Origin of the sequence: Methanovulcanius yangii (genome assembly GCF_018687785.1) — an archaeon.
GTDB classification, from domain to species: Archaea; Halobacteriota; Methanomicrobia; order Methanomicrobiales; family Methanomicrobiaceae; genus Methanovulcanius; species Methanovulcanius yangii.
The window spans coordinates 1,575,203-1,596,479 of record NZ_LTBL01000001.1; the positions used below are offsets into that span (position 1 = coordinate 1,575,203).

The following is a 21,277-nucleotide window of genomic DNA, read 5'->3' on the forward strand; positions in this document are numbered from 1 at the left end:
GAAAAAAAGGGAATTCAGTTTTCCACAGAGATCATCTTCATCGCCTGTCCGTTCGACGAGATCTCCGTCAGTTCGAGGGGGGTGCCCCACTGCTGGATGGTCATGACCTCCTCCCGGGGATACCCGGTGAATTCAACAGCAAGCCCGTCCTCACTGAACTCCTCAGGGAGGTTGAGTGGCAGGTACTGGGTCCCGTCATCGGCGACGATACCATAGAACCCGCCTTCGAGGTCGATGAACTGTACTGTCCCGGCGCCGCTCACGGTGGGTGGCTCCGGCTCCCCCAGGCAGCCGCAGACGCAGACCGCGGCGAAGGTGGCGAGGAGGAGGGCAAGGATGGGTATGCGAAGTCCACTCATCTCAGATCACACCAGTAGCATACCCCCCGCACCAAGATTAATCTACCTTTGACTTCGAAAAAAATCGGAGTTATGAGGGATCAGGCCATTCCCGTGGCTCTCCGGGCAAATGCCGGGACTCCCTCCCCTACACGGCGACAAAGAAGACGCCGCGTTCCTCGAACCGCTCCGCAATGAGCCCCTTTGCCGCAAGGGCATCCGTGTACTTGCGAATTTCATTCGGGTGCAGACCGCAGGTCTTTGAGAGGTCCTCGACGGTCGAGGGGCGTCGCCGGATGATCAACAGGATGGACTCCAGCGTGTCCTGCGAGAAGGAGGGGATATCCGTCCGGGTGGTCGGGCTTCGTACGATCTCCGTTGCCGGATACCCGATCCGGTCACGAAACCGCGTCATCTCGGCCTCGGTCGGTGCATGGACCCACGCGGCGATGCCGGGGCGGTCGAGGCCGTTGAGCTGGACCAGGTCGGGACCGATCCTGCGGATCACGTCCGCAAAGAGGGCGAGCTCCCCGTCCGTGTCATTGACGCCCGGGACGACGAAGATCTCGAGCCACACCTCTCCCGGATGCTCCTGTTTGAGGGCCACCAGGCCGTCGATGATCGCATCCACCGAAAGCTCCCTGCAGGGCCGGTCGATACGTCTGAATACCTGTTCCGAGACCGCGTCCAGCGAGGGGATGACCACATGAATGTCGGCGACCTCCCGGCGCACCTGCGGGTCAAAGAAGAGGCTCCCGTTCGTCAGAAGCGCCATCCTGTATGCAGGATAGTGCTCCCGGATATGACGGGCAATCTCCCCGATACCCGTATGGAGCGTCGGCTCACCCGACCCGGCAAAGGTGATGAAATCGAGGTCCGGACCGGTCACGAGGTATTCATCCAGTTCACGGATGATGTCCTCCGTCGGAAAATACTCCTTTCGTCCGGTCGTGAGCTCCGTCGTCTTCCCGCATTCGCAGTAGACGCAGTTGTAGCTGCAGGTCTTCAGGGGGACGAGATCAATTCCCAGCGAGACGCCGAGTCGCCGGGAAGGAACCGGTCCGAAGAGATACGAAAATCCCATGTCGGATAGTCATAGCGGGCGCATCTGCATTAAGGTGTAGTATTGAACAAGAACGCAGGACGCAGACCACACGGGAGAGGCAGGGGGAACCGGTTCATTTTCCACCGGATTCGCCGGCCTTCCCCCTGCAAAATGCCTCGAATGCTCCCTGTACGTCGGCAGGCGCATCGGGGGAGTCCAGGAAGTCCACGAAGAGGCGGATGCGCCGGATTGACTCCTCGGAGAGTTCATGCTCCATCAGGCACGCATCCTCATCCGCCGCCCGTTCGGAGACGCCAAGGAGGAGAAACAGCCGTTTCAGCGTGTCGTGCCGGAACTTGATCACCTCGGCAACCGCCCGGCCCTTTTCGGTCAGGGTCACCCCCTCATATTTCCGGTACTCGACCAGGTGCATGGCATCGAGCTTGCGAAACATCTCCACGACACTCGAGGGGCTGACGCCGAGGTCGCCCGCCACATCCTTCGTCCGGGCGTAGCCCTTCTCGAGAATGACGTTTAATATGGCCTCAAGATAGTCTTCCGCCTTCCTGCTGAGGGAGTACACAGGTTCATATGCACCATAATTTCCAAAAAGGATTTGCTTCCCCGCCGGCGGGAGGGGGACTTCCGGTCGCGGATACCACCGGCCCGGGGATGCTCAGGTTTCATGCCGTCGGACTCTCCCCCGGAAGACCAGGAGGAGGCCCACCGTGAAGGGGAGGAGGAGGACGGCGGGGGTATAGGGGGGTGCAAACCCGGCAAAAAATCCGGCCGGGGTGTTGAGGAACGCCGGGGACGAGGCGTCCGCCGGAATCGCCGCACAGAGCATTGCAAGGAGATCCGTCCCGGCAATCAGCCAGACAAGGATGGCGCCGACCGCCACCTTTGCCGCCTGGTGCAGGGAGGTGGCCGCATGGGCGGCACCGCTGATGAGTAGGACGCCGCCGCAGGCCATCACCACTCCGCCCCACGCCCAGCGGAAGAAATCGTCCCCCGTGATGGTGAGTATGCCCCAGGTAAACCCGTCGCTGGCACCCGCCCAGACAAGGATGTCCGCACAGCCGAAGCCGAGCGTGACCAGACCAAGGAGGGCCACATAGATGCTGTAGACCATCCCGGGCCCCCGGAGGGGAGAGGAAGGCCGGATAGTGCGGTTGGTGCCGGTGTGCTTCACTTATGCCACCCCCAGAAGGATGCCGATCGCATGGATCATCCCCCCGTAGACAAAGACCACGGCAAGGAGCACCGCAACCGATGCCAGAAGCTGGCGCCACCCCTCCCTGAGCATCACCACGAAGGTGGCGACACAGGGGAAGTAGATGGTGACGAGCACCACGGAGGCGATGAGCTGGTACGGGGTCATTGCGATGGTGGAGAGCTGGGCGATGGCGAGGTCCTTTCGCAGAAACGCCGCGATGAGCGGACCCGCGGTCTCCTTCGGCACGCCGAACCAGACGACGAAGACCGGTTCGAGGAGGTCGGCGAGCGCCTGGATCACCCCGCCAAGGTAGAGGAGGTTGACGAGGAGGATGCCGACGAGGACGAAGGGGACCGCCTCCTTCAAAAACGCCTTCGTCCGGTTCCAGAGCTTCTTTGCCACGTACTCCGGCACCGGCCAGTGGTAGGCCGGCACATCCACGAGGATCTCCGGGTTCTCCCCCGGAATCAGCCGGCTAAGGATGAACCCGAAGAGCCCGAAGCCGATGAGAAGGCAGAGGAAGACCACCCCGACGCTCTCCGGGATCACCGCCATCATGATGCCCAGCTGGGCACCGCAGGGGATGAAGAGGGCAAGGAGCGTCATCATGATGAACCGCTGCTTCTTCGTCTCGAGGATGCGGGTGGCGGTCACGGCGGGGACATTGCACCCGAGCCCGAGAATCGTGGGCACGATGGCGTACCCGTGCAGGCCGATCCGGTGAAGGACGGTGTCCATCAGGACGGCCAGCCGCGGCAGGTAGCCCGAGTCCTCCATGAGGGTCATCGTCAGGTAGAAGACGAGGACCGCCGGCAGCACGACACCGATGGAGACGAAGAATCCCGACGTGAGCACCCCGAACGCCTCGAGGCTGCTCTCTGCGAGGGGGTTTCCCACGAAGATGAAGTAATGCCAGCTTCCGGGGTCGGGCCAGACGGACTGGAGGTACGGGAGCCAGTAGCCGTCGAAGAGCTTCACCATGAACCCGTCGGTCATAAGCGTGCCGGCAAACGAGGTGAAGATGCTCCAGAAGGCATAGAGGGCGGCAAGGGCGACCGGGATTCCCGTGAGCGGCCGGACGGTCAGCTCACCCGCCACGTCCGCAAGGGACGGTTCGTAGCTGCCGGGGGTGACGGTGCGTGTCGCGAGGATATCGACCATCTCCCACCGTGCATCGGGTGACAGGACCATCGCGCTCAGCACCCCCCGCAGCCGCCGCAGCCGAAACACCCGCGGCCCGGTTCCGTCTCCCCGCCTTCGCCTCGCAGCCGCCGTGAGACGGCCATCACATCCGCCACCCGCGCCTTGCGCAGCATCTCCGCAAGGGAGCGGACCCCCTCGCCGCTGATCGCGGTCGTCGGGATGACGGGGATGCCAAGGAGGCGCTGAAGTTCGGCGGTATCGACGGTGATCTGCTTCTCATGGGCGGCATCGATCATATTGACCGCGAGGATGCAGGGCATGCCCCGCTCCATCACCTCGAGGGCAAGGTAGAGCCCCCGTTCAATCCGGGTCGCATCGAGGACGATCATCACGACGGCATCCGGATGGTGCCGGAGCATCCGGACCGCGACCTCCTCCGCCGCATCCCGCGGTTCGAGGGAGTACGTGCCGGGCACATCGATGATCACGTAGGTCCGGTTGCCCTCGATGAGGGTTCCCTTCGTAAAATCAACCGTCGTCCCCGGATAGTTCGAGACCACCGCATTTCCGCCCGTCATCCGGTTGAAGAGAGCACTCTTCCCCACGTTCGGGTTGCCGACCATGAGGACGGTCGTGACCTCACCTGCCTCCGCCACCATTCTATACCTCCGGCGGGGGGGTGACGAGCACATCCACCCGCTCTGCGGTACCGATGCCCATCGCGATCTCGACCTCGCCGGAGAGGACGACCACCGGACCCTTCGCCGGCTGCCGTGTGACCATTTTGACGGCCTTTCCGGTCCGGAGCCCCAGGCACATCAGGTCATGGACAGGGCCGTGGATGGTATCGATGATGCCGGTCTCTCCCGATGCAAGATCTGCAAGGCGTTTCTTCATATCTCCATCCTCCGGACCCGGACCTTTGCGGCCATTCCCCGTCCGAGGGCGACCGTCGTCCCCTGCACGCCGACGACCACGGGTCCGTGCGAGGAGGAGACCACCGTCACAACGGACCCTTCGGCAATGCCCCGCAGGGCAAGATTCTGCCGGGTGCCATGGCCGCCTTCCACTGCCGTGACACAGACACGGCTCCCCGGTGATATGGTATTCAGGAACATGGGATTGTCACTCATCATGTCTGCCGTTCGGTCGGTATGAACCCATTCCTAAATAATTTCGGCTTTTTTGAAAAAAGAAATGAATTTTCGGATTTTAGAGGGAATCCGAAACACTCTGTGGGGAAGATCCCGTCCCGTGGGGGATCGCCGTTCCACGTCCCCGGGGAAGAACCGCCGCAGACCGGCGCACCGGACACCCGACAGGCGTCTATTCCTCGTCGGGGATGGCATCCCGCATGACGCGGTAGGCTCCGCCGAGAATGCCGGTCTTGCCGATGGTGGCGGCGATCGCGATGGCATCCCGGACCTGCTCCCGTGTTGCGCCCTCCTTCAGGGCGGCACCGATGTGCACCTTCAGGCAGCCATCCGCCCCGGTGGCCGCCGCGGCGGCAACAGCGATCAGTTCGGCTGTCATACGGCCCATGCTCTCCGGATTGAAGGTATACAGATCACCGAGGCCGTTGAAGGCAAAAGCGTCGGGGCGTTCCCTGAGGATGGGCAGGATGAACGGGATTCGCCCAAGTGTCTCTTCAAACTGTTCGAAGACGCCGTCGCAGATCTCTTCCTTATTCTCGAGGAATGCATCGATTGTGGTACTGGTATCTGGATTCATGGAGAAATAGAGATCTGTCGTCATCCACCCTTAAGAACACGCTTTGGGCACGGACCCTCCCATGCGACGGAACACCCGTGTCGCCAACAGCGCAGGCATTCGCCCCTCAGATATCCTTCGAGAAGACGTCCGCCCCCCATTTTTTCAGGTGCGCCCTCAACCAGCGCTGGGCCTCCCCGCCGTCGGGAAACCCATCCCTGAGGAGTATCTTCTCATACCCGCCTTCGGCCAGGAGATAAAACCCGTACACTCCCCAGATGCCATTCACCTCCTCGGTCATGAATGTTGAGAACTGGTGCAGGTTGAAGAACACCTCATCCCGGCCGTCGGGAAAGAGGCCGATGAATACCGGTTTCATACTGCTCCAATGGGCATCAACGCATATATACTGCTATGGGCCCCGGCGGGCCGGGACGGCCTGTCGGGGGCACCGGCCCGCGCCCGCCACGCTCCTCCGGTGATACCTTTATGTAGGGGGGCCTGAGTATAGACGTCAATCAAACGAGGAGACGATGATGACAAAAGTGAGCATTGACCGTGAAGAATGCACCGGGTGTTCCCAGTGCTGGGAAGACTGTCCGGAGGTTTTTGAAGAAGGGCCCGATGACAACCTGAGCCGTATCGTGAAAAAATACCGCACCGATGATGACGGTGCGGAGGGCGACATCCCCGATGACCTCGTCGAATGTGCCCGGGACGCTGCCGACTCGTGTCCCGTCGAGGTCATCACCGTCGACTAAAAACGACACGGTGACCGGGCCAGGGGAATTAACCCTGTCATTCCACTTTTTTCAGGTATTTGAGATACTCCGCATAGACGGCGTCCGCGTACGCCGCCTCCTTTTTCGTCGGAACATAATTGAGAGCCTTCACGCGGGCGAGGAGGGCGTCTTTGATCGCCGCCACCCCCTCCGGCCGGTGGTCCGCCACCTCCCTGATGATGAACGCCAGCCGGTTGATGCCGACCTCCTTGCCGTCCACCGTGATGATGACGACATCGCTTCCCTTCGGGACCATCCCGCCGCAGATGGTGCAGTAGTCTCCGTCCTTGTCGTCTGCCATGCCCCGCGTCCCCCTCAGGCCCGGATCATCGTAAGCATCATCTTGAACTTCGTCACCGCCGAGAGGGCATGCGGGGCATTTGCCGGGAAGATGATCGTATCCCCTTCCGTCATCCGGTGCGTCTCCCCCGAGAGCCAGACCTCGCACTCGCCCTCGAGGATGGTGACGAGGGCGTCATAGGGCGCGGTATGCTCGCTCAGGCCCTCGTCCTCGTCGAACGAGAAGAGAGTGACCGTCCCGACCGGTTTGTTGATGATCATCCTGCTCGCCACCGTTCCCTCCTGGTATGCCACCAGATCTTTGAGGCGCAGAACGGCCCCTTTGATCTCATTGCGTTTCTCTTCCGTCATGTATCAGTTCCTCATACCGATGACCTGCCAGCCCCTGCCGGGCCTTCAGATAAGCTCGCCCGTCCCTTCCGCCGCGGCTGCCTCTTCACCCGTCGGATCGAAGATCGCGACACCCCATTCGACCAGTTTTGCGTCCAGCCACTCACGCCCGTCGTCCTTTGAGGAGAATCCGTCCTTCAGGATGATATTCTCGTAATTCCCCCCGTTATAGAGGGTGCCGTAGACGGTGGCACCGGCGCCTTCCTCCATGATGACCATAAAGGAGGTGATCTGGTTGAGATTGAACAGGGCTTCGTGATTCCCGGGAAGGGGAATTCTGATAAAGACCGGCTTCATGAATGTGTGTTGGCGCACCCCCTATATCAAAGTGTACGTATGGTGGCAGATAACGGGGAACAGCGGTGAATTCCTGTATTATTATCAGAGCAGTTTCGTCTCCGCCACCGGCCGCGGCACCTTCACGACGAGCACCCGGAAGATGCCGTCCCCTTCGTTTCTCCAGAGATGCGGAATCTGAGCAGGGCTGTCGACCAGATGGTCGGGCCCCACCTCTTCCTCCTCATCGCCGATACGGACGATGCCGCACCCTTCCAGCACATAGAAGAATACATCGACCGGTGTCTTGTGCAGCTTCAGGGACTCCCCCGGCTGCAGGGTGATGTGCACGCCGACGGCATGCTCCGTATCATAGATCTTCCGGGCGTCCACGCCGTGCGGGTTCGGGCCGGACGGGACCCCGGCAACATCGACAATCATCATGGGGAAAAGATGGCGTCACCGTCATATCAATCTGTAGGTATCCCGGAGGAAACCCGGCAAACGGTCACCGCTGCATACCCGACCGCCGTCTGATCTCATTTGTTTCCTTTTGCCCGGGATATGAAGGGATTATCTGGCTTGAATGCTATTACCATCATAAGTGGCCGGCATGCAAACCCGTCCGGTCGAACAGAGAGGTATCCATATGACATCCAGAAATATGAGCATCATCGCAATTCTCATGATCCTCATGCTCCTCACCATGCCGGCGGCCGCGGCGGCAGGCGGGGTGATGGGCATGACGATACAGGCAGGAAAGAGCACCCAGGCACCGGGAGACGGAGCGGGGCAGCAGCCGACGCAGGCCCCCGGCTTAGCGAACCAGTCGCAGGCAGGCACCCTTCTGCAGACGCAGACACAGGACCAGCTCAAAGCCTGCGAACCCGGGACCGCCTGCAACGGATCCGAGCTGCGCCGGATGGTCGCCGAACAGGAACAGCTGATCAATGCCGCCGCCGACCAGCAGATCAGAGAGTCGAACACCGTCCGGCTCGCCGTCCACACGTTCACCATCGCAGCTCCTCTCCTTGGAAACGAAAGCGGCCGGATGCTCGGACTTGCCGGGCAGGTGAACACCTCGGCACAGGTGACCCTTCAGGCCGAGGAGCGGATCCAGACCAGGAGTGCCATCATGCGGGCACTCTTCGGTGGTGACGCCGGGGCGGCCGCAATCCTCCAGCAGGAGATCACCGCCAATCAGGAACGCATCACCGAGATGAACCAGCTCATCGACGAATGTGACTGCGACCCCGAGACCCGCGAGGTCCTCATGGAACAGGTTGCCCTCCTCGAACAGGAGCAGCAGCGCCTCCGTGACCTTGCACAGGGCGAAGTGGCGGATACCGGCCTTCTGGGCTGGCTCTTCAGGTAACCATCTTTTTTTTGGCGCTATAGTTCGGCCCCTCTTCCCCGGTGCATACGCCGTCTCCGGGAGCAGGGCCCGTTCGCCCCTCACCCACGGGCACCATGCAAAAACGTGCAAACAACTGGTTAGCAGAGAAATATCCATAATGATCGCTTCATTGTTCAGCACGCATAAAATAAACTGCATTTACTTAACACAGCGTCTAATCAAAATCGTTTAATTTCCTTCCTGTCTAAATTACACATATGAGTAAAAAACTGATGGGTATCGCGGCGCTCTGTGTCGCACTCCTCGCTGCCTGCATGATCTGCGGATGCACGGGAGAGGCGGCGACGGACACGCCCGCGGCCGGAACACCGGCCGCATCCGAAGAGTCCCTCGTCGTCTTCTGTGGTGCGGGACTTCGCGAACCGATGGACGAGATCGCCCAGGTCTACCAGGACCGGACGGGAACGGAGATACGGTACACCTACGGCGGTTCGGCTCAGCTGCTCTCGCAGATTGAACTCCTGCAGGAGGGCGATGCCTACATGCCCGGTGCAAAGTCGTACATCGACTCGGCCGCTGAGAAGGGCTTCATCGCCGGCAGCACTCCCTGCATCTACCACGTGCTCGCAATTGCCGTCCAGCCCGGCAACCCGCTGAACATCACCAGCCTTGAAGACCTGACGGAGGACGGCGTCCGCGTCGCCATCGGCGAACCGACCGGCCCTGCGGTAGGCAGTGCGGCAAAGAAGATGCTTGACAAGGCGGGCTACTGGGAGGATATTCAGGACAACATCGTGGTCCGGTCCGGCACGGTGAATGAACTGCTCGTCTACACGACGATGGACCAGGCAGACGCCGCCATCATCTGGGAAGACCTTCTCGACAACTCCGACCTCGAACAGGTCGATATCCCCATCGACGAGGGGTTCATCAAGGTCGTCCCCATCGGCACACTGACCTTCTCCGAAAACCCGGACGAGGCAGAAGCATTCGCGGACTTCGTTGCATCTGACGAAGGACTTGCCATCTTCGAAAAACACGGATTCGAGACCTACCCCTGCGCAAAGTACGGGGATGCCTGATATCCGTCACCCACTCTTTTTTCGACTGACATTATCGGAATGATACACATGAAACACGCACCACTACTTTGTACAGCCTGCATTCTTCTCGTCTGTGCGGCATTCTTCTGCGGATGCACGGATACCGGGAGTGCAGAGGCGGCCCCTTCCGTCGAAGCGGGCGCGGAAACGGATGAGAGCATCATTGTCTACTGCGGCGCAGGCATGCGCGAACCGATGGAGGAGATCGGCAGGGCGTTCGAGGACGAGACGGGCGTGACCGTCTGCTATACCTTTGCCGGGTCCAACACCCTCCTCTCGCAGATGGAACTGACGGAAATCGGCGACGTCTACATGCCGGGGGCCACCTACTACTTCGAGGCCGCCCAGGACAAGGGCTTTGTCGAGGAGAACTACCTCGTCGCCTACCACGTCCCCATCATCGGGGTCCCCAAGGGCAACCCGGCAAACATCACCTGCCTTGACGATCTTGCAAACGACGGCGTCGCCGTCGAACTGGGTGACCCGAGCGCCTGCGCCATCGGCAAACTCGCCAACCAGATCCTCGAGAAGAACGGGATCTTCGACGAGGTCGACGCAAATGTCGTCAGCCGCGGGGCTACGGTGAACGAACTCGTCGTCCACACGGCCCTCGGCCAGGTAGACGCCTCGATCATCTGGGAAGATCTCTACAAGCAGGACACGATGGAACGCATTGATATCCCGAATGACCAGAATATCATCAAAGTGGTACCGATCGGCCTTCTGACCTTCTCCGGGAACAAGGACGCAGCGTCCGCATTCGTGACCTTCGTCGCCGCAGAGGACGGAGGCAAGGAGATCTTCAGGAGCCATGGGTTTACCACGTACCCGAATGAGGCGTTTGAAGGATGAAAGAATCTGACATCAGGGAGATGAAAATCACCTATAAACCGATTGGAATCGTCCACTCCGGGCACACCCGGCACGAGGACACCCCCATCCAGGGAATCTTCAACCCGGCACCGGGGACCGTCGAAGTCTTCGAGGAGTATGCAGAGGGGCTGCAGGACATCGAGTCCTTCTCCCATCTCATCCTCATCTACCACTTCCACCGGGCGACCGGCAACGCCCTCGTGCAGGCCCCGTTCCTGGACGGGGAGAAGGCCCGCGGCATCTTCTCGATCCGCCACTTCAACCGCCCGAATCCCATCGGCATCTCCATCGTCGACCTGAAGGCGGTCAAAGGCACCACCCTCGAGATCAGCGGGTGCGACATCCTCGACGGGACCCCCCTCCTGGACATCAAGCCCTACGTCTACCAGTTCGACAACCGTCAGGAAGTGACGAGCGGGTGGGTGGACGGCACCCACGTCGACGATATCCGGGAATGGAACGCAACCCCGAAGCAGCTGAGGGACCGCCGGAGGGCACACCTGTGAGTGGTGATCTGCGGCGAAACGGCGTGAAGATGGCCACCATCGCCATCGCCCTCGTCATCACCGCGTTCATCATCTCGCTCCTCCTTCTCGTCATCACCCGCCCCCACCCGGAGGCGGTCATCGAATCCCTCCTCTCGCCGGAGATCCAGTTCGCCATCTACCTGAGTCTGGTCACCTCGATCATCTCTACGCTGCTCTGTATTGCCGTCGCCGTGCCGGCGGCGTATGCACTCGCACGCTACAACTTCTTCGGCAAGAGCTTTGTGAGCATGATCCTCGACCTGCCCCTCGCCCTCCCTCCGCTCGTCGCCGGTGTGGCGCTTCTCCTCTTCTTCGGGACGACCGCATTCGGCGATGCGCTCGCCTCCATCGGCCTGGTCTTCGTCTTCACCCCGCTCGGTATCATCATTGCCCAGTTCTTCGTGAACCTGCCCTTCATGCTGCGCATCATGCGCTCCACCTTCACGGACATATCCCCACGGTACGAGTATGTCGCCTGTACCCTCGGGTGCACGAACCTGCAGGCGATCCGCCGGGTGACCCTTCCCATGGCGGGAAGCGGCTTTCTCGCGGGTGCGGTGATCACCTGGGCAAAGGGAATCGGCGAGTTCGGGGCGGCCCTGATGATCGCGGGAGCCACCCGCATGAAGACCGAGACCCTGCCGATCTCGCTCTTCCTGAATATGTCATGCGGTGAACTCGAACTCGCTCTCTCGGCGGCGATCATCCTGATCGTCATCTCTGTCGTATCGCTCTATATCTTCGAGCTCTACGGAGGCTCGGCGAAATTCTAAAGGAGGAAAAAACGTGCTATCCATACAGAACATCTCAAAGGATCTTGGAGAGTTCCTCCTCGATGACATCTCCCTCACGATCGGCGAGGGCGAGTACTTCGTGATCATCGGCCCCACCGGAGCGGGCAAGACGATCCTCCTCGAGACCATTGCCGGCATCTACCCCCCGGACGCGGGGAGCGTTGCCATCGGCGGGCGGGATGTCACCTTCGCCCCGCCACGGGAACGCAATGTGACGATGGTCTACCAGGACTACATGCTCTTCCCCCACCTCACGGTGGAGCAGAACATCGGGTTCGGTCTCGAGTACCGCAAGGTGCCCCCGGAGGAGCGAACGGCAAAGGTGCAGGAGGTCGCGGAGATCTTCGGCATCGGCCACCTGCTCCACCGGTACCCCGAGACCCTCTCGGGCGGGGAACAGCAGCGGGCCGCCATATCAAGGGCCATCGTCCTCGAACCGGCCGTGCTCCTGCTCGACGAACCGCTCAGCGCCCTCGATGGGCAGACCCGCGAGCGTCTCCGCCATGAACTGAGAAAACTCCATGCGCGATACAGAACGACGATCATCCACATCACCCACAACTTCGACGAGGTCTTTTCCCTCGCATCCCGGGTTGCGGTGATGAACAAGGGCAGGGTTGTCCAGACCGGCACCCCGGAAGACGTCTTCCGTCATCCCGAGTCATCGTTTGTCGCGCAATTTGTCGGGGTCCAGAACATCTTCTCCGGCACCTGCACCACGGAAGACGCCCTGAGCAGGATCAGTGTGCCCCGGCCCGACAGCACCGACGCGCTCTTCTGTTCGCTCACCCCCCACCCCGGGGAGACGGCGACCGTCACCATCCGGCCCGAGGACATCATGATCGGGCGGGACACCTGTACCACCTCTGCCCGCAATTCATTCGAGGGAACCGTGACCGATATCGTGGACAACGGCATGGTGGTCGCGGTGCACGTCGATGCCGGCCTCCCCTTCATCGCCTATGTCAGCCGGCAGGGATGGGCGGCGGTAGGGGCCGCCGTCGGCGATACCGTACACCTCACCATCATGGCGGATGCGGTGCACGTCTTCTGACGGCGCCCGCCACCTTTTTTTCGCACCAGTATCATCGGCCGTTCCCGTGAGAAACGGCCTCACCACCATAAAAAAAGTGACAGGGCAGGTTACGCTTCTTCTTCCGGGATTCCGTCCACCTCGTCACGGGCCAGTATGGCATCAAGGGAGGCGGCAACGGCTCCTTCGACCCGTTCCCGGGCCCCGTCGACGGCACCGATACCGGGGACATGGTCCATGCCGTCAAAGCAGGGGGTGGCCGCAAGCGGGTAGGCCACCAGCGAGAAGAAGGCCGTGGCGACCGGGAGGATGGCGGCAAAGTTCTCGGTTCCCACCCTGCCGGCAACGCTGAAGAAGAGACCGCTGCGCCCTTTATCCGGAGGCCTTGTCCCGGTGATCGTGCGCCGGGCATGCAGGGCCTGGCACCGGTCCATCACCGCCTTGAGGCCCGCAGGCACCGTATTCGTGTACACCGGGGAGACGACTGCGAGGAGCAGGGCGTGCTCCAGCGCCTCGTAGACCGGGTCCATGTCATCCTCGAAGGTGCAGACGCCGTCGTTGAAACAGCGGTAGCACCCGATGCAGGGATGAAGGATCAGGTCGTCGAGATAGAGCACCTGTACGGAAAGACCCCTCTCCTTCACCACCTCCGCCACCCATCCGGCGATGGCGGCACAGTTCCCGTCCGGCCGGGGACTTCCCTGTATGACGACGACATCGGTGACGGGCGCATCCGGTGCCGGGTAATGGTGCCGGGGGGTGTGGTACTCGACGAACCCCGCCACATCTCCGGCAAGGTGCGCCTCCCAGTCATCGGCATGGGAAAATGCCGCCTGTTCCGCAGTAAGGGCGACACCCGGCGAATACTCGTAGCTGTTCGTTCGGAATGACGCGATGACCTCCTCACCCAGCACCGCCTCGACGAAGTAGCGCTCCATGCCGGGGTAGAGAGAGGAGACGTCCTGGTGCAGGATTCGAACCGTCACCTCGCCGCGGGAGGTGGAGACGATACGGCTCCGGAGGGGAGAGGGGAGGGGAAGCTTCACACCCTAACCTCGGTGCGACGGCATAAAAGGTATCCCCTGCACCGGCCGTTGCGGGGATGGGGGGAGAGAGACAGAGGAACGCCCCCCCGTCCCACCGGGCCTGCAGACCGGTCAGGACACCGCATCGGCACCGCGGCGCCAGACGCCGGGCGGAACCCTGAGTTCGAAACGGGCACCCTCGCCCACCCGACCGGTCTCATGAATGGTAATGCTGGTCAGCCCCAGCACCTCGCGGGTTAAAAAGAGGCCGAATCCCGTGTTTTTCCCCACTCCACGCTCGAATATCCGTTCCTTTTCACCCTCGGGAACCCCGCTTCCGTCGTCCTCCACCACGATGATACCCGCCCCGTTCTCCTCCCGAAAGCTGACCGTTACGGTGGTGACCCCGTTCCCGTGGCGGACCGCGTTGTCGAGGAGGTTGTAGAAGACCTTCTCGAGCATCGGGTCGGCATAGACCTCGACATCGTCCACATCCGTCCTGACCGTCAGCGTATCGGGACCCCATGCATACCGGTTCTCCTGGAAGACCTCCGCCACCCGCTGCCACACCGGCGCCTCCACCCCCATCCGGTGGTAGTCCCGGGTGAAGTTGATCTGTCCGTGGATGGTGTGGGCCGCGGTCTCCACTCCCTTCAGGTAGGTGGTTGCCGGTTCCAGCGGGGGAAGCTCGTCTTTCAGAAGCTCCACATACGAGAGGATCACGTGGATCTGGTTGAGGACGTCGTGGCGGGTGATCGAGGAGAGGAGTCCCAACTTCTTGTTCGCCTCCTCGAGGGCCTTGCGGTAGAGCTGCATCTCGGTGACATCGACAACCGAGGCCATCGTGCAGATGGGTGTGCCGTCGGCATCGGTCGCCACCGTCGCGGAGACGAGGAGATCCACCACCCGGCCGTCCCTGACCCTTGCGCGGTACTCCCCCGTCCAGTGTCCGCCATCACCAATCGCACCCAACATCTCGCGGATACGATTCGGGTCGGCCGCGACATCCGTAATCCGCCTCCCCAGTATCTCGTCTGCGGTCCGGAATCCGAGGAGCTGCAGGTATGCGGGGTTGGCATACATGATCCGTTCGTCCGGCCCGATGATGACGACCCCGTCGGGCGAGGAGGAGATCGCCGCATCCTTGATCATAAGGCCACGCTGCGCCTCCCGCAGGTCCGTGATGTCCTCCCCCGAACTGAGGATCCCGACGACGGTGCCGTTCCTGTCATGGATCACTGCATTGCGCCACGAGATCGTCCGCCTCCTTCCGTCCGCCGCGATGATATCGTTTTCCGAATGGGCAGGGATCTCCGCCGACCCGCTCATTGCTGCCGACAGCCGCTTTCGTGCCTCTTCGCGCTGGTCTTCCGGGACATACGTTGCAAACCAGTCCTTCCCGATGATCTCCGCGGGGGTGAGGCCGAGGAGTTCGGACCCCTTCCGGTTGATCAGGGTTGTCACCCCCCTTGTGTCGAAGGCCAGAAGGATCACCTCGGCGATGTTGAGATACTGGGCGACCCGGTCACGCTCCCGGCGGACGTCCTGCTCGCTTCTTGCCAGGTCCCTGAATATCAGGTCGAAGGGGCGCTGAAGGGCGGAGACCACGATCGCCCGGTATACGAGGGCGAACGAGACGAGCGTCAGGAGATGACCCAGCAGGTTGGCAAAGCCGTAGACATTGAGATAGAGGGTGAAGAAGACCTCGGCCGCAATGGTGAAGAAAATCGAGGCTGCAAGGAGACGGAAGATGATCGGCTCGAAGGACGCCTGCTTCTTCCACAGGAGAACGAGGGCTCCCAGAAGGAGAACGATGATCAGGTACTCGCAGACGACCTTGAAGAGGGTGAGACCCTCCCCCTCGATATAGCATATAGGAAACGTCCCGGTGACAAAGACCGCGACGATGATTCCTGTGGTCACCACCCCGAAGATGAGGAATTCCCGGTACGGGTGCAGCCGCCGAGAGAGCATGAAGGGGGCAATGAGGAGGACGACCGCCTCCAGCAGCCGGGCAGCGACCCAGAGCTGTGTGGCAAGGTTCGTCCCGTAGCCTGTGAAGATGTTCATTCCCGTGTAGGCAAGCGTATGCAGGAGTTCGATGACGGCGATGAAGAAGTAGCCGATGCCAAGGAAGAGCAGATAGTTGTTGTTCAGGTATCTGCGGGTGTTCCAGGCAATGATGAACATGACACCAGCAATGAGAATGATGAAGAGTTCGGTGATGGTGTGGAAGAGAAGATAGTTGTAGAGGGACAGTGCCACCGTGAGGATCAGGAAGAGAGCGAGAAAGATAAAGAACCGCAGCTCACTTCCCTGCATCAGGGCTGCCTGCCGCAATGACACTGTCTGCCCGTCTTCTCCCCCGCCGGTCATGCACCCACCCCGCCCCCGCCCGGGCGGTCGTATGTGAGTTATCGGCGTCTCATGTCAAAAGCCCATCGGGCAATACCGGGTGCAACATTCCCGCAGCGCGTCACCTTCCGGACGGTCATGCCCATATTCCGGAACCGTGCCTCCAGGATATCGATCTCGTTGGTCGCCCGGAAGGTATAGAAGTGAATGATCCCGCCCCGGCGGACGAGGGGGATCACCTCGTCGAGGATCAGGTCCATGCCATACGGCGTCGGCACAATGACCCGATCGAAGGCGGCGGTGAGCATCGGGAGGGCCTGAAACGCATCGTCCTCGATGATCGTCACCTGCCCTGCGAGATTGTTTGCCGCCACATTCTCGCAGAGCCAGTGGCAGGCGGCGGGGTTCTTCTCGATGGCGGTCACCCGGCCCCCCGCGGCGGCCGCAGGGATGACGAAGGGGCCGATCCCGGCGAACGGGATGAGCACCTCCTCGCTCTCCCTCACCTGCCCGGTCACCCGCCGCCGTTCGGAGGCGAGCCGCGGGTTGAAGAAGACCTCGCGCACATCAAGGCGGTATGTGCAGCCGTACTCGCGATGGAGGGTCTCCGTGCGGTCTCCCGTGATCACCTCATAGTCGCAGACCCGGTGATCCCCCTCCAGCCGTGAGGTCTTGTTGAGGACGGTCGCGATATTGTGCCTGACCGCCTGCACGGCTGCAGCTATGTCACCGGCATAGGCCGCCGCCTCCGGGGGGAGGGAGACGATGGCGACATCGCCGATCACGTCGAAGTGGTCGGGGATGCAGGAGAGCACCCCATCCGGGAGCGTTCCTGCAAGGCATTCTTTGAGTGTCATGTCCTCTGTGGTAATGATGTACCTGTAGCGTGGTTAATCCATCGGACGGGAAATCCGGAAGAGGGGCGGCTGAAGGGCGTGTCTGCTGCGCACGGGACGGGCTATACGAGGCCGAGGTCGTCCCTGATGCCCTGAAGGGCATCGACGGCAAGCCCATAGAACTCGGGCAGTTCCATGTATGCCTCGATGCGCCGAATCCGGTCGCGGTTGCATCCGGCGGCGAAGGCCTTCTCCTTGAACTTCTTTTTCACCGACTTCGCCGTCACATCCGTCACCGTCCCGCCCTTCACCATGGCGCAGGCGATGACGAGTCCCGAGATGTTGTCTGCCGCTGTGAGCGCGATGTCCTCCGGTTCGTCGAAGTCGCCGAACTTCATGTAGTTGTGACGCCGGATGGGTTCTGCAATCTCATCGGGAACGCCCGCCTCCTTCAGGATGGCGTATCCCGCCTCGCCATGGCGATCCATGTCCTCGTCGATCTCCTCGAAATCGATGTCATGGAGGATGCCGATGAGCTCCCAGCGGTCGGGGTCGCCCCCCATCGCCGGGGCGACCGCCCGCATGATCGCGGCCGTTGCGAGGCAGTGGTTTTTCAGGCTCTCCTTGTGGACGTGCTCGCCCAGGAGGGCGAGGGCTTCGTCTCTGTCCATATACTGGCATTGGCGCCCGTGGCATATAGATGGCATGGAATTGCCAGACGGTCGTCCCTGCCGGCGATACCGGACCGGGATGAACGGCCTGCCCGGAACATGGTCCGGAATGGAATGCCGCCCGCCCGTGCGAAACGTGGAGAAGAGCCGATCTCCTCTCCCTGCGCCGAAACCCATATCATCCTGTACGTATCCTGTGCGTGTATCAGACCTGTCCCGGCAGGGACGCCGGGGCGGGGAGGGAGAAGGAACATGTCAGACAGCATACCCCCCTGCACGGGCATCCTCAGGAAAGTCGTTGCCCACCGCAGTTTCATAAAACTCCTCGATTTTGAACCGGAAGAGCTGGCCGCCCTCATGGGGCTCGCCGCCGACCTGAAGACGGCGCGGATCCAGGGACGGGAAAAGCAGTACCTCAGGGGCATGCAGATTGCCCTCATCTTCGAAAAGAGCTCCACACGCACCCGGTGTGCATTTGAGGTCGCGGCCCATGACCAGGGCGCCCATGTCACCTATCTCGGACCCGAGGGGACGCAGATCGGCCATAAGGAATCGATGAAGGACACCGCCCGCGTGCTCGGCCGCCTCTACGACGCCATCGAGTACCGGGGATTTTCACAGGAGAACGCCGAGATACTCGCGGATTATGCGGGCGTTCCGGTCTACAACGGTCTGACGGACGAGTTTCACCCGACGCAGATCCTCGCCGACATTCTCACGATGGTCGAACATTCCGGACGGCCCCCGCAGGACATCAGCTTCTGTTTCGTGGGCGACGGGAGAAACAACGTCGCCCACTCGCTCCTTGTGGGAGCCGCAAAGCTCGGTATGGACATCCGCATCTGCGCCCCCCAGTCCCTCATGCCGGACGAGGCCCTCGCCGAAACCTGCCTTGAGATCGCCCACACAACAGGAGCGAAGATCATGCTCACGGAGGTGATCGAAGAGGCGGTGAGGGGCGTGGATTTCATCTACACCGACGTCTGGGTCTCGATGGGCGAACCGCAGGAGGTCTGGGACAAACGGATACGTCTTCTCAGCCCCTACCGGGTCACCGCAAAGATGCTCGATGCCGCCGGAAACCCCGACGTGAAGTTCATGCACTGCCTCCCCTCCTTCCACAACCGGGAGACGACGGTAGGCGAGGAGATCTACGAACGGTACGGCCTCGACGCCCTCGAGGTGACCGACGAGGTCTTCGAGTCCGACCGGTCCATCGTCTTCGACCAGGCGGAGAATCGCATGCATACGATAAAGGCGGTCATGGTCGCGACCCTCTGCGGGGAGGTGACCACCCGATGAGAATCGTCATCGCCCTCGGCGGCAACGCCCTCCTGCGTCGCGGCGAACCGATGACCGCCTTCGTCCAGCGCCAGAACATCCACCGGGCCGTCGCCGCCATCGCCCCGCTCGTCCGGGAGCACGAGATCGTCCTTACGCACGGCAACGGCCCGCAGGTCGGCCTTCTCGCCCTCCAGGCAGCCTACGCAGGGACCGAGGCCTACCCGCTCGACGTCCTCGGTGCGGAGAGCGAGGGAATGATCGGCTATATGATCGAACAGGAACTCTCCGGCCTCCTCCCACCCCATACGCCGATCGCCACCCTCCTTACCATGGTGGAGGTGGACCCGGACGACCCCGCCTTCGCCCATCCCACGAAGTTCGTAGGGCCGGTCTACACGAAGGAGCAGATGGAGGCCGTCAAAGAAGACCGGAACTGGACCTTCGCCCGCGACGGCGGCCGGTGGCGCCGGGTCGTCCCCTCCCCCGACCCGAAACGCATCTTCGAAGTCCGGCCGGTCAGCTGGCTCCTCGAGAAGGGGGCCATTGTGATCTGCACCGGCGGCGGGGGCATCCCCACGGCCTTCACCACCGAGCGGCGGCAGACACTCCATGGAGTCGAGGCGGTGGTTGACAAGGATCTCGCAAGCGCCCTCCTCGCCGAAGAGGTGGAGGCGCACCTCCTCGTCATGGCAACCGACGTCGACGGCGTCTACCTCGACTGGGAGACCGACCACCCGGAAAAGATCGGCGGCGTCACCCCCGAAGAGCTCGCCGCCCATACATTTGCAGAGGGTTCCATGGGCCCGAAGGTCGATGCCGCCTGCCGGTTCGTGAGCAGGAGCGGCGGCCGGGCAGCCATCGGGAGCCTCACCGAACTGGAGGAGCTGGTGGCGGGCACCGCCGGCACCCAGGTCGGCGGCGGGGGACTCGGGCATGCCTGAGTTCGGGGTCCATTCCGAGGTCGGACACCTCCGGGCAGCCCTCGTCCACCGGCCCGGCCTCTCGCTCAGACGGCTCACTCCGGAGAACCACGACGCCCTCCTCTTCGACGACATCCCGTGGGTGGACCGGGCGATGGAGGAGCACGACGAGTTCGCCACCCTCCTCTACAACGAAGGGGTGCAGGTGCTCTACCTCCATCACCTCCTCGAGGAGACGCTCCGGGGGGGCGAGGCGGCCCGCGGGGAAGCGGCCGCCCTCTTCGTCAACGATTGCACCGTCGGCATCTCCCTCCGGGACCACCTCACGACCCTCTTTCTTGACATGGACCCGGCTCTTCTCACCCGCCACCTGATCGGGGGGATGACCTATGCCGAGGCGGGATGCATCGGTCTCCCCTCCGGAATCGAACGATCCCTTGCTGCCGCCGTCGCCCGTGCAGACGACTTTCTCCTTCCGCCGCTCCCGAATACCCTCTTCATGCGGGATTCCTCGTTCTGGGTCTACGAGGGAGTCGGGCTCAGTTCAATGGCTCATCCCATCCGGCGACGGGAGGTGGCGCACGTCGCGGCCGTCTACCGTCACCACCCGCTCTTTGCGGGGGAGACCTTCCCCGTCTGGTATCCCCCGGATGCCGGCGCCACACCGGGTGGGGAACACTTCGGCCTCACATCTCTCGAGGGGGGGGACGTGATGCCCATCGGCAACCGGACGGTACTCGTCGGCCTCTCCGCCCGGACGAACGCCGTGAGCGTGGAACAGCTCGCAGACCGCCTCTTTGCCACCGGTGCCGCCGACCGGGTGATCGTGTGCTCCATACCGCCCGAACGTGCCCAGATGCACCTTGATACGGTCTTCACCATGCTCGATGGCGCGACCGCTACCGCCTACCCCCGGGTCCTCGACCAGACCGCTGCATGGTCCCTCTTTCCCGGCGAGGGGGACGCGGCCTTCGCAGTCGAGGAGGAGGCAAGCTTCCCCGCCGCCGTGGCGGACGCGCTCGGCGAGGACGGCATCACCCTCATCCCCACCGGCGGCGACCGCTACGAGGCGGCCCGGGAACAGTGGGACGACGGCAACAACGTCCTTGCCATCCGGCCCGGCGTCGTCGTCGCCTACGCCCGCAACACCTGCACGAACCGCAACCTGGAAGAGGCGGGCATCGACGTGATTCCCATCTGCGGGGCCGAACTCGGGCGCGGCCGCGGAGGGAGCCACTGCATGGCCTGCCCGGTCCGGCGCGACGGCCTGTGAGAACGGAGGAGGAGAAGGGAAGGGCC

Annotated in this window: 28 protein-coding genes; 10 read left to right on the forward strand and 18 right to left on the reverse strand. The window is 62.2% G+C overall.

Annotated elements, in window-relative coordinates; translation table 11 throughout:
- Nucleotides 1-14: 14 nt before the first annotated feature.
- From AZH53_RS07975 to AZH53_RS08020, 10 genes are all read right to left on the reverse strand, one after another.
- On the reverse strand, nt 15-359 hold the full coding sequence (locus AZH53_RS07975; RefSeq protein WP_319642983.1) for a hypothetical protein: 345 nt from the start codon (nt 357-359) through the stop codon (nt 15-17).
- 127 nt (nt 360-486) lie between these two features.
- Nucleotides 487-1,422 carry a radical SAM protein gene (locus AZH53_RS07980; RefSeq protein ID WP_319642984.1) on the reverse strand — a complete coding sequence of 312 codons (936 nt, stop codon included), beginning with the start codon at nt 1,420-1,422 and terminating at the stop codon, nt 487-489.
- Between the two features lie 94 nt (nt 1,423-1,516).
- The gene (locus AZH53_RS07985) at nt 1,517-1,966 is read right to left on the reverse strand and encodes a metal-dependent transcriptional regulator (protein ID WP_319642985.1); all 450 of its coding nucleotides are present in this window, start codon (nt 1,964-1,966) and stop codon (nt 1,517-1,519) included.
- Between the two features lie 93 nt (nt 1,967-2,059).
- On the reverse strand, nt 2,060-2,575 hold the full coding sequence (locus tag AZH53_RS07990; RefSeq protein WP_319642986.1) for a hypothetical protein: 516 nt from the start codon (nt 2,573-2,575) through the stop codon (nt 2,060-2,062).
- Nucleotides 2,576-3,790 carry a nucleoside recognition domain-containing protein gene (locus AZH53_RS07995; protein WP_319642987.1) on the reverse strand — a complete coding sequence of 405 codons (1,215 nt, stop codon included), beginning with the start codon at nt 3,788-3,790 and terminating at the stop codon, nt 2,576-2,578. It abuts the gene before it with no gap.
- A 5-nt stretch (nt 3,791-3,795) separates the two neighbouring features.
- Entirely contained in the window at nt 3,796-4,401 is a 606-nt protein-coding gene (locus AZH53_RS08000; protein ID WP_319642988.1) for a FeoB small GTPase domain-containing protein, read from the reverse strand.
- A 1-nt stretch (nt 4,402) separates the two neighbouring features.
- Nucleotides 4,403-4,639, reverse strand: a complete 237-nt coding sequence (locus tag AZH53_RS08005; RefSeq protein ID WP_319642989.1) for a FeoA family protein — start codon at nt 4,637-4,639, stop codon at nt 4,403-4,405.
- Nucleotides 4,636-4,878 carry a FeoA domain-containing protein gene (locus AZH53_RS08010; protein WP_319642990.1) on the reverse strand — a complete coding sequence of 81 codons (243 nt, stop codon included), beginning with the start codon at nt 4,876-4,878 and terminating at the stop codon, nt 4,636-4,638. The genes AZH53_RS08005 and AZH53_RS08010 overlap by 4 nt, the downstream gene beginning before the upstream one ends.
- A gap of 190 nt (nt 4,879-5,068) precedes the next feature.
- A complete protein-coding gene (locus tag AZH53_RS08015; RefSeq protein ID WP_319642991.1) occupies nt 5,069-5,497 on the reverse strand; it encodes a carboxymuconolactone decarboxylase family protein in 429 nt (142 codons plus the stop codon).
- Between the two features lie 82 nt (nt 5,498-5,579).
- Nucleotides 5,580-5,831, reverse strand: coding sequence for a hypothetical protein (locus AZH53_RS08020; protein ID WP_319642992.1), 252 nt, complete (start codon nt 5,829-5,831; stop codon nt 5,580-5,582).
- A gap of 154 nt (nt 5,832-5,985) precedes the next feature.
- Between AZH53_RS08020 and AZH53_RS08025 the strand changes: the two genes are divergently transcribed.
- Nucleotides 5,986-6,213, forward strand: a complete 228-nt coding sequence (locus tag AZH53_RS08025) for a ferredoxin (protein ID WP_319642993.1) — start codon at nt 5,986-5,988, stop codon at nt 6,211-6,213.
- A 37-nt stretch (nt 6,214-6,250) separates the two neighbouring features.
- On the opposite strand, the gene AZH53_RS08030 is transcribed toward AZH53_RS08025, so the two are convergent.
- From AZH53_RS08030 to AZH53_RS08045, 4 genes are all read right to left on the reverse strand, one after another.
- Entirely contained in the window at nt 6,251-6,535 is a 285-nt protein-coding gene (locus AZH53_RS08030; protein ID WP_319642994.1) for an NAC family transcription factor, read from the reverse strand.
- A 14-nt stretch (nt 6,536-6,549) separates the two neighbouring features.
- Nucleotides 6,550-6,885: a cupin domain-containing protein gene (locus tag AZH53_RS08035; protein ID WP_319642995.1), complete on the reverse strand. Its 336-nt coding sequence runs from the start codon at nt 6,883-6,885 to the stop codon at nt 6,550-6,552.
- A 45-nt stretch (nt 6,886-6,930) separates the two neighbouring features.
- Nucleotides 6,931-7,221, reverse strand: coding sequence for a hypothetical protein (locus AZH53_RS08040; RefSeq protein WP_319642996.1), 291 nt, complete (start codon nt 7,219-7,221; stop codon nt 6,931-6,933).
- Nucleotides 7,222-7,305: 84 nt separating this feature from the next.
- On the reverse strand, nt 7,306-7,644 hold the full coding sequence (locus tag AZH53_RS08045) for a cupin domain-containing protein (RefSeq protein WP_319642997.1): 339 nt from the start codon (nt 7,642-7,644) through the stop codon (nt 7,306-7,308).
- A gap of 205 nt (nt 7,645-7,849) precedes the next feature.
- On the opposite strand from AZH53_RS08045, the gene AZH53_RS08050 reads away from it, so the two are divergent.
- The 6 genes from AZH53_RS08050 to AZH53_RS08075 all read left to right on the forward strand — a co-directional run bounded on the left by AZH53_RS08050 (nt 7,850) and on the right by AZH53_RS08075 (nt 12,908).
- The gene (locus AZH53_RS08050; RefSeq protein WP_319642998.1) at nt 7,850-8,575 is read left to right on the forward strand and encodes a hypothetical protein; all 726 of its coding nucleotides are present in this window, start codon (nt 7,850-7,852) and stop codon (nt 8,573-8,575) included.
- 239 nt (nt 8,576-8,814) lie between these two features.
- A complete protein-coding gene (gene modA, locus AZH53_RS08055; protein WP_319642999.1) occupies nt 8,815-9,639 on the forward strand; it encodes a molybdate ABC transporter substrate-binding protein in 825 nt (274 codons plus the stop codon).
- A gap of 48 nt (nt 9,640-9,687) precedes the next feature.
- Nucleotides 9,688-10,512 carry a molybdate ABC transporter substrate-binding protein gene (modA, locus tag AZH53_RS08060; RefSeq protein ID WP_319643000.1) on the forward strand — a complete coding sequence of 275 codons (825 nt, stop codon included), beginning with the start codon at nt 9,688-9,690 and terminating at the stop codon, nt 10,510-10,512.
- The gene (gene tsaA / locus AZH53_RS08065) at nt 10,509-11,039 is read left to right on the forward strand and encodes a tRNA (N6-threonylcarbamoyladenosine(37)-N6)-methyltransferase TrmO (RefSeq protein WP_319643001.1); all 531 of its coding nucleotides are present in this window, start codon (nt 10,509-10,511) and stop codon (nt 11,037-11,039) included. The genes modA (AZH53_RS08060) and tsaA overlap by 4 nt, the downstream gene beginning before the upstream one ends.
- Nucleotides 11,040-11,068: 29 nt before the next feature.
- The gene (locus AZH53_RS08070) at nt 11,069-11,833 is read left to right on the forward strand and encodes an ABC transporter permease (RefSeq protein ID WP_319643664.1); all 765 of its coding nucleotides are present in this window, start codon (nt 11,069-11,071) and stop codon (nt 11,831-11,833) included.
- Nucleotides 11,834-11,846: 13 nt separating this feature from the next.
- A complete protein-coding gene (locus AZH53_RS08075; protein ID WP_319643002.1) occupies nt 11,847-12,908 on the forward strand; it encodes an ABC transporter ATP-binding protein in 1,062 nt (353 codons plus the stop codon).
- An 89-nt stretch (nt 12,909-12,997) separates the two neighbouring features.
- Here AZH53_RS08075 and AZH53_RS08080 read toward each other — a convergent pair whose 3' ends face one another.
- From AZH53_RS08080 to AZH53_RS08095, 4 genes are all read right to left on the reverse strand, one after another.
- Entirely contained in the window at nt 12,998-13,933 is a 936-nt protein-coding gene (locus AZH53_RS08080; RefSeq protein WP_319643003.1) for a flavodoxin family protein, read from the reverse strand.
- A gap of 111 nt (nt 13,934-14,044) precedes the next feature.
- The gene (locus AZH53_RS08085) at nt 14,045-16,288 is read right to left on the reverse strand and encodes an MASE3 domain-containing protein (protein WP_319643004.1); all 2,244 of its coding nucleotides are present in this window, start codon (nt 16,286-16,288) and stop codon (nt 14,045-14,047) included.
- A gap of 38 nt (nt 16,289-16,326) precedes the next feature.
- A complete protein-coding gene (locus AZH53_RS08090) occupies nt 16,327-17,124 on the reverse strand; it encodes a class I SAM-dependent methyltransferase (RefSeq protein WP_319643005.1) in 798 nt (265 codons plus the stop codon).
- A 101-nt stretch (nt 17,125-17,225) separates the two neighbouring features.
- Complete coding sequence (locus AZH53_RS08095; protein ID WP_319643006.1) at nt 17,226-17,774, reverse strand: HD domain-containing protein; 549 nt, start codon at nt 17,772-17,774, stop codon at nt 17,226-17,228.
- Nucleotides 17,775-18,026: 252 nt separating this feature from the next.
- On the opposite strand from AZH53_RS08095, the gene argF reads away from it, so the two are divergent.
- The 3 genes from argF to AZH53_RS08110 are packed head-to-tail and all read left to right on the forward strand — an operon-like array spanning nt 18,027 to nt 21,251.
- A complete protein-coding gene (argF, locus tag AZH53_RS08100; RefSeq protein ID WP_319643007.1) occupies nt 18,027-19,076 on the forward strand; it encodes an ornithine carbamoyltransferase in 1,050 nt (349 codons plus the stop codon).
- On the forward strand, nt 19,073-19,999 hold the full coding sequence (arcC, locus tag AZH53_RS08105) for a carbamate kinase (RefSeq protein WP_319643008.1): 927 nt from the start codon (nt 19,073-19,075) through the stop codon (nt 19,997-19,999). Before argF ends, arcC begins: the two co-directional genes overlap by 4 nt.
- Nucleotides 19,992-21,251 carry an arginine deiminase gene (locus AZH53_RS08110; RefSeq protein ID WP_319643009.1) on the forward strand — a complete coding sequence of 420 codons (1,260 nt, stop codon included), beginning with the start codon at nt 19,992-19,994 and terminating at the stop codon, nt 21,249-21,251. Before arcC ends, AZH53_RS08110 begins: the two co-directional genes overlap by 8 nt.
- Nucleotides 21,252-21,277: the final 26 nt, after the last annotated feature.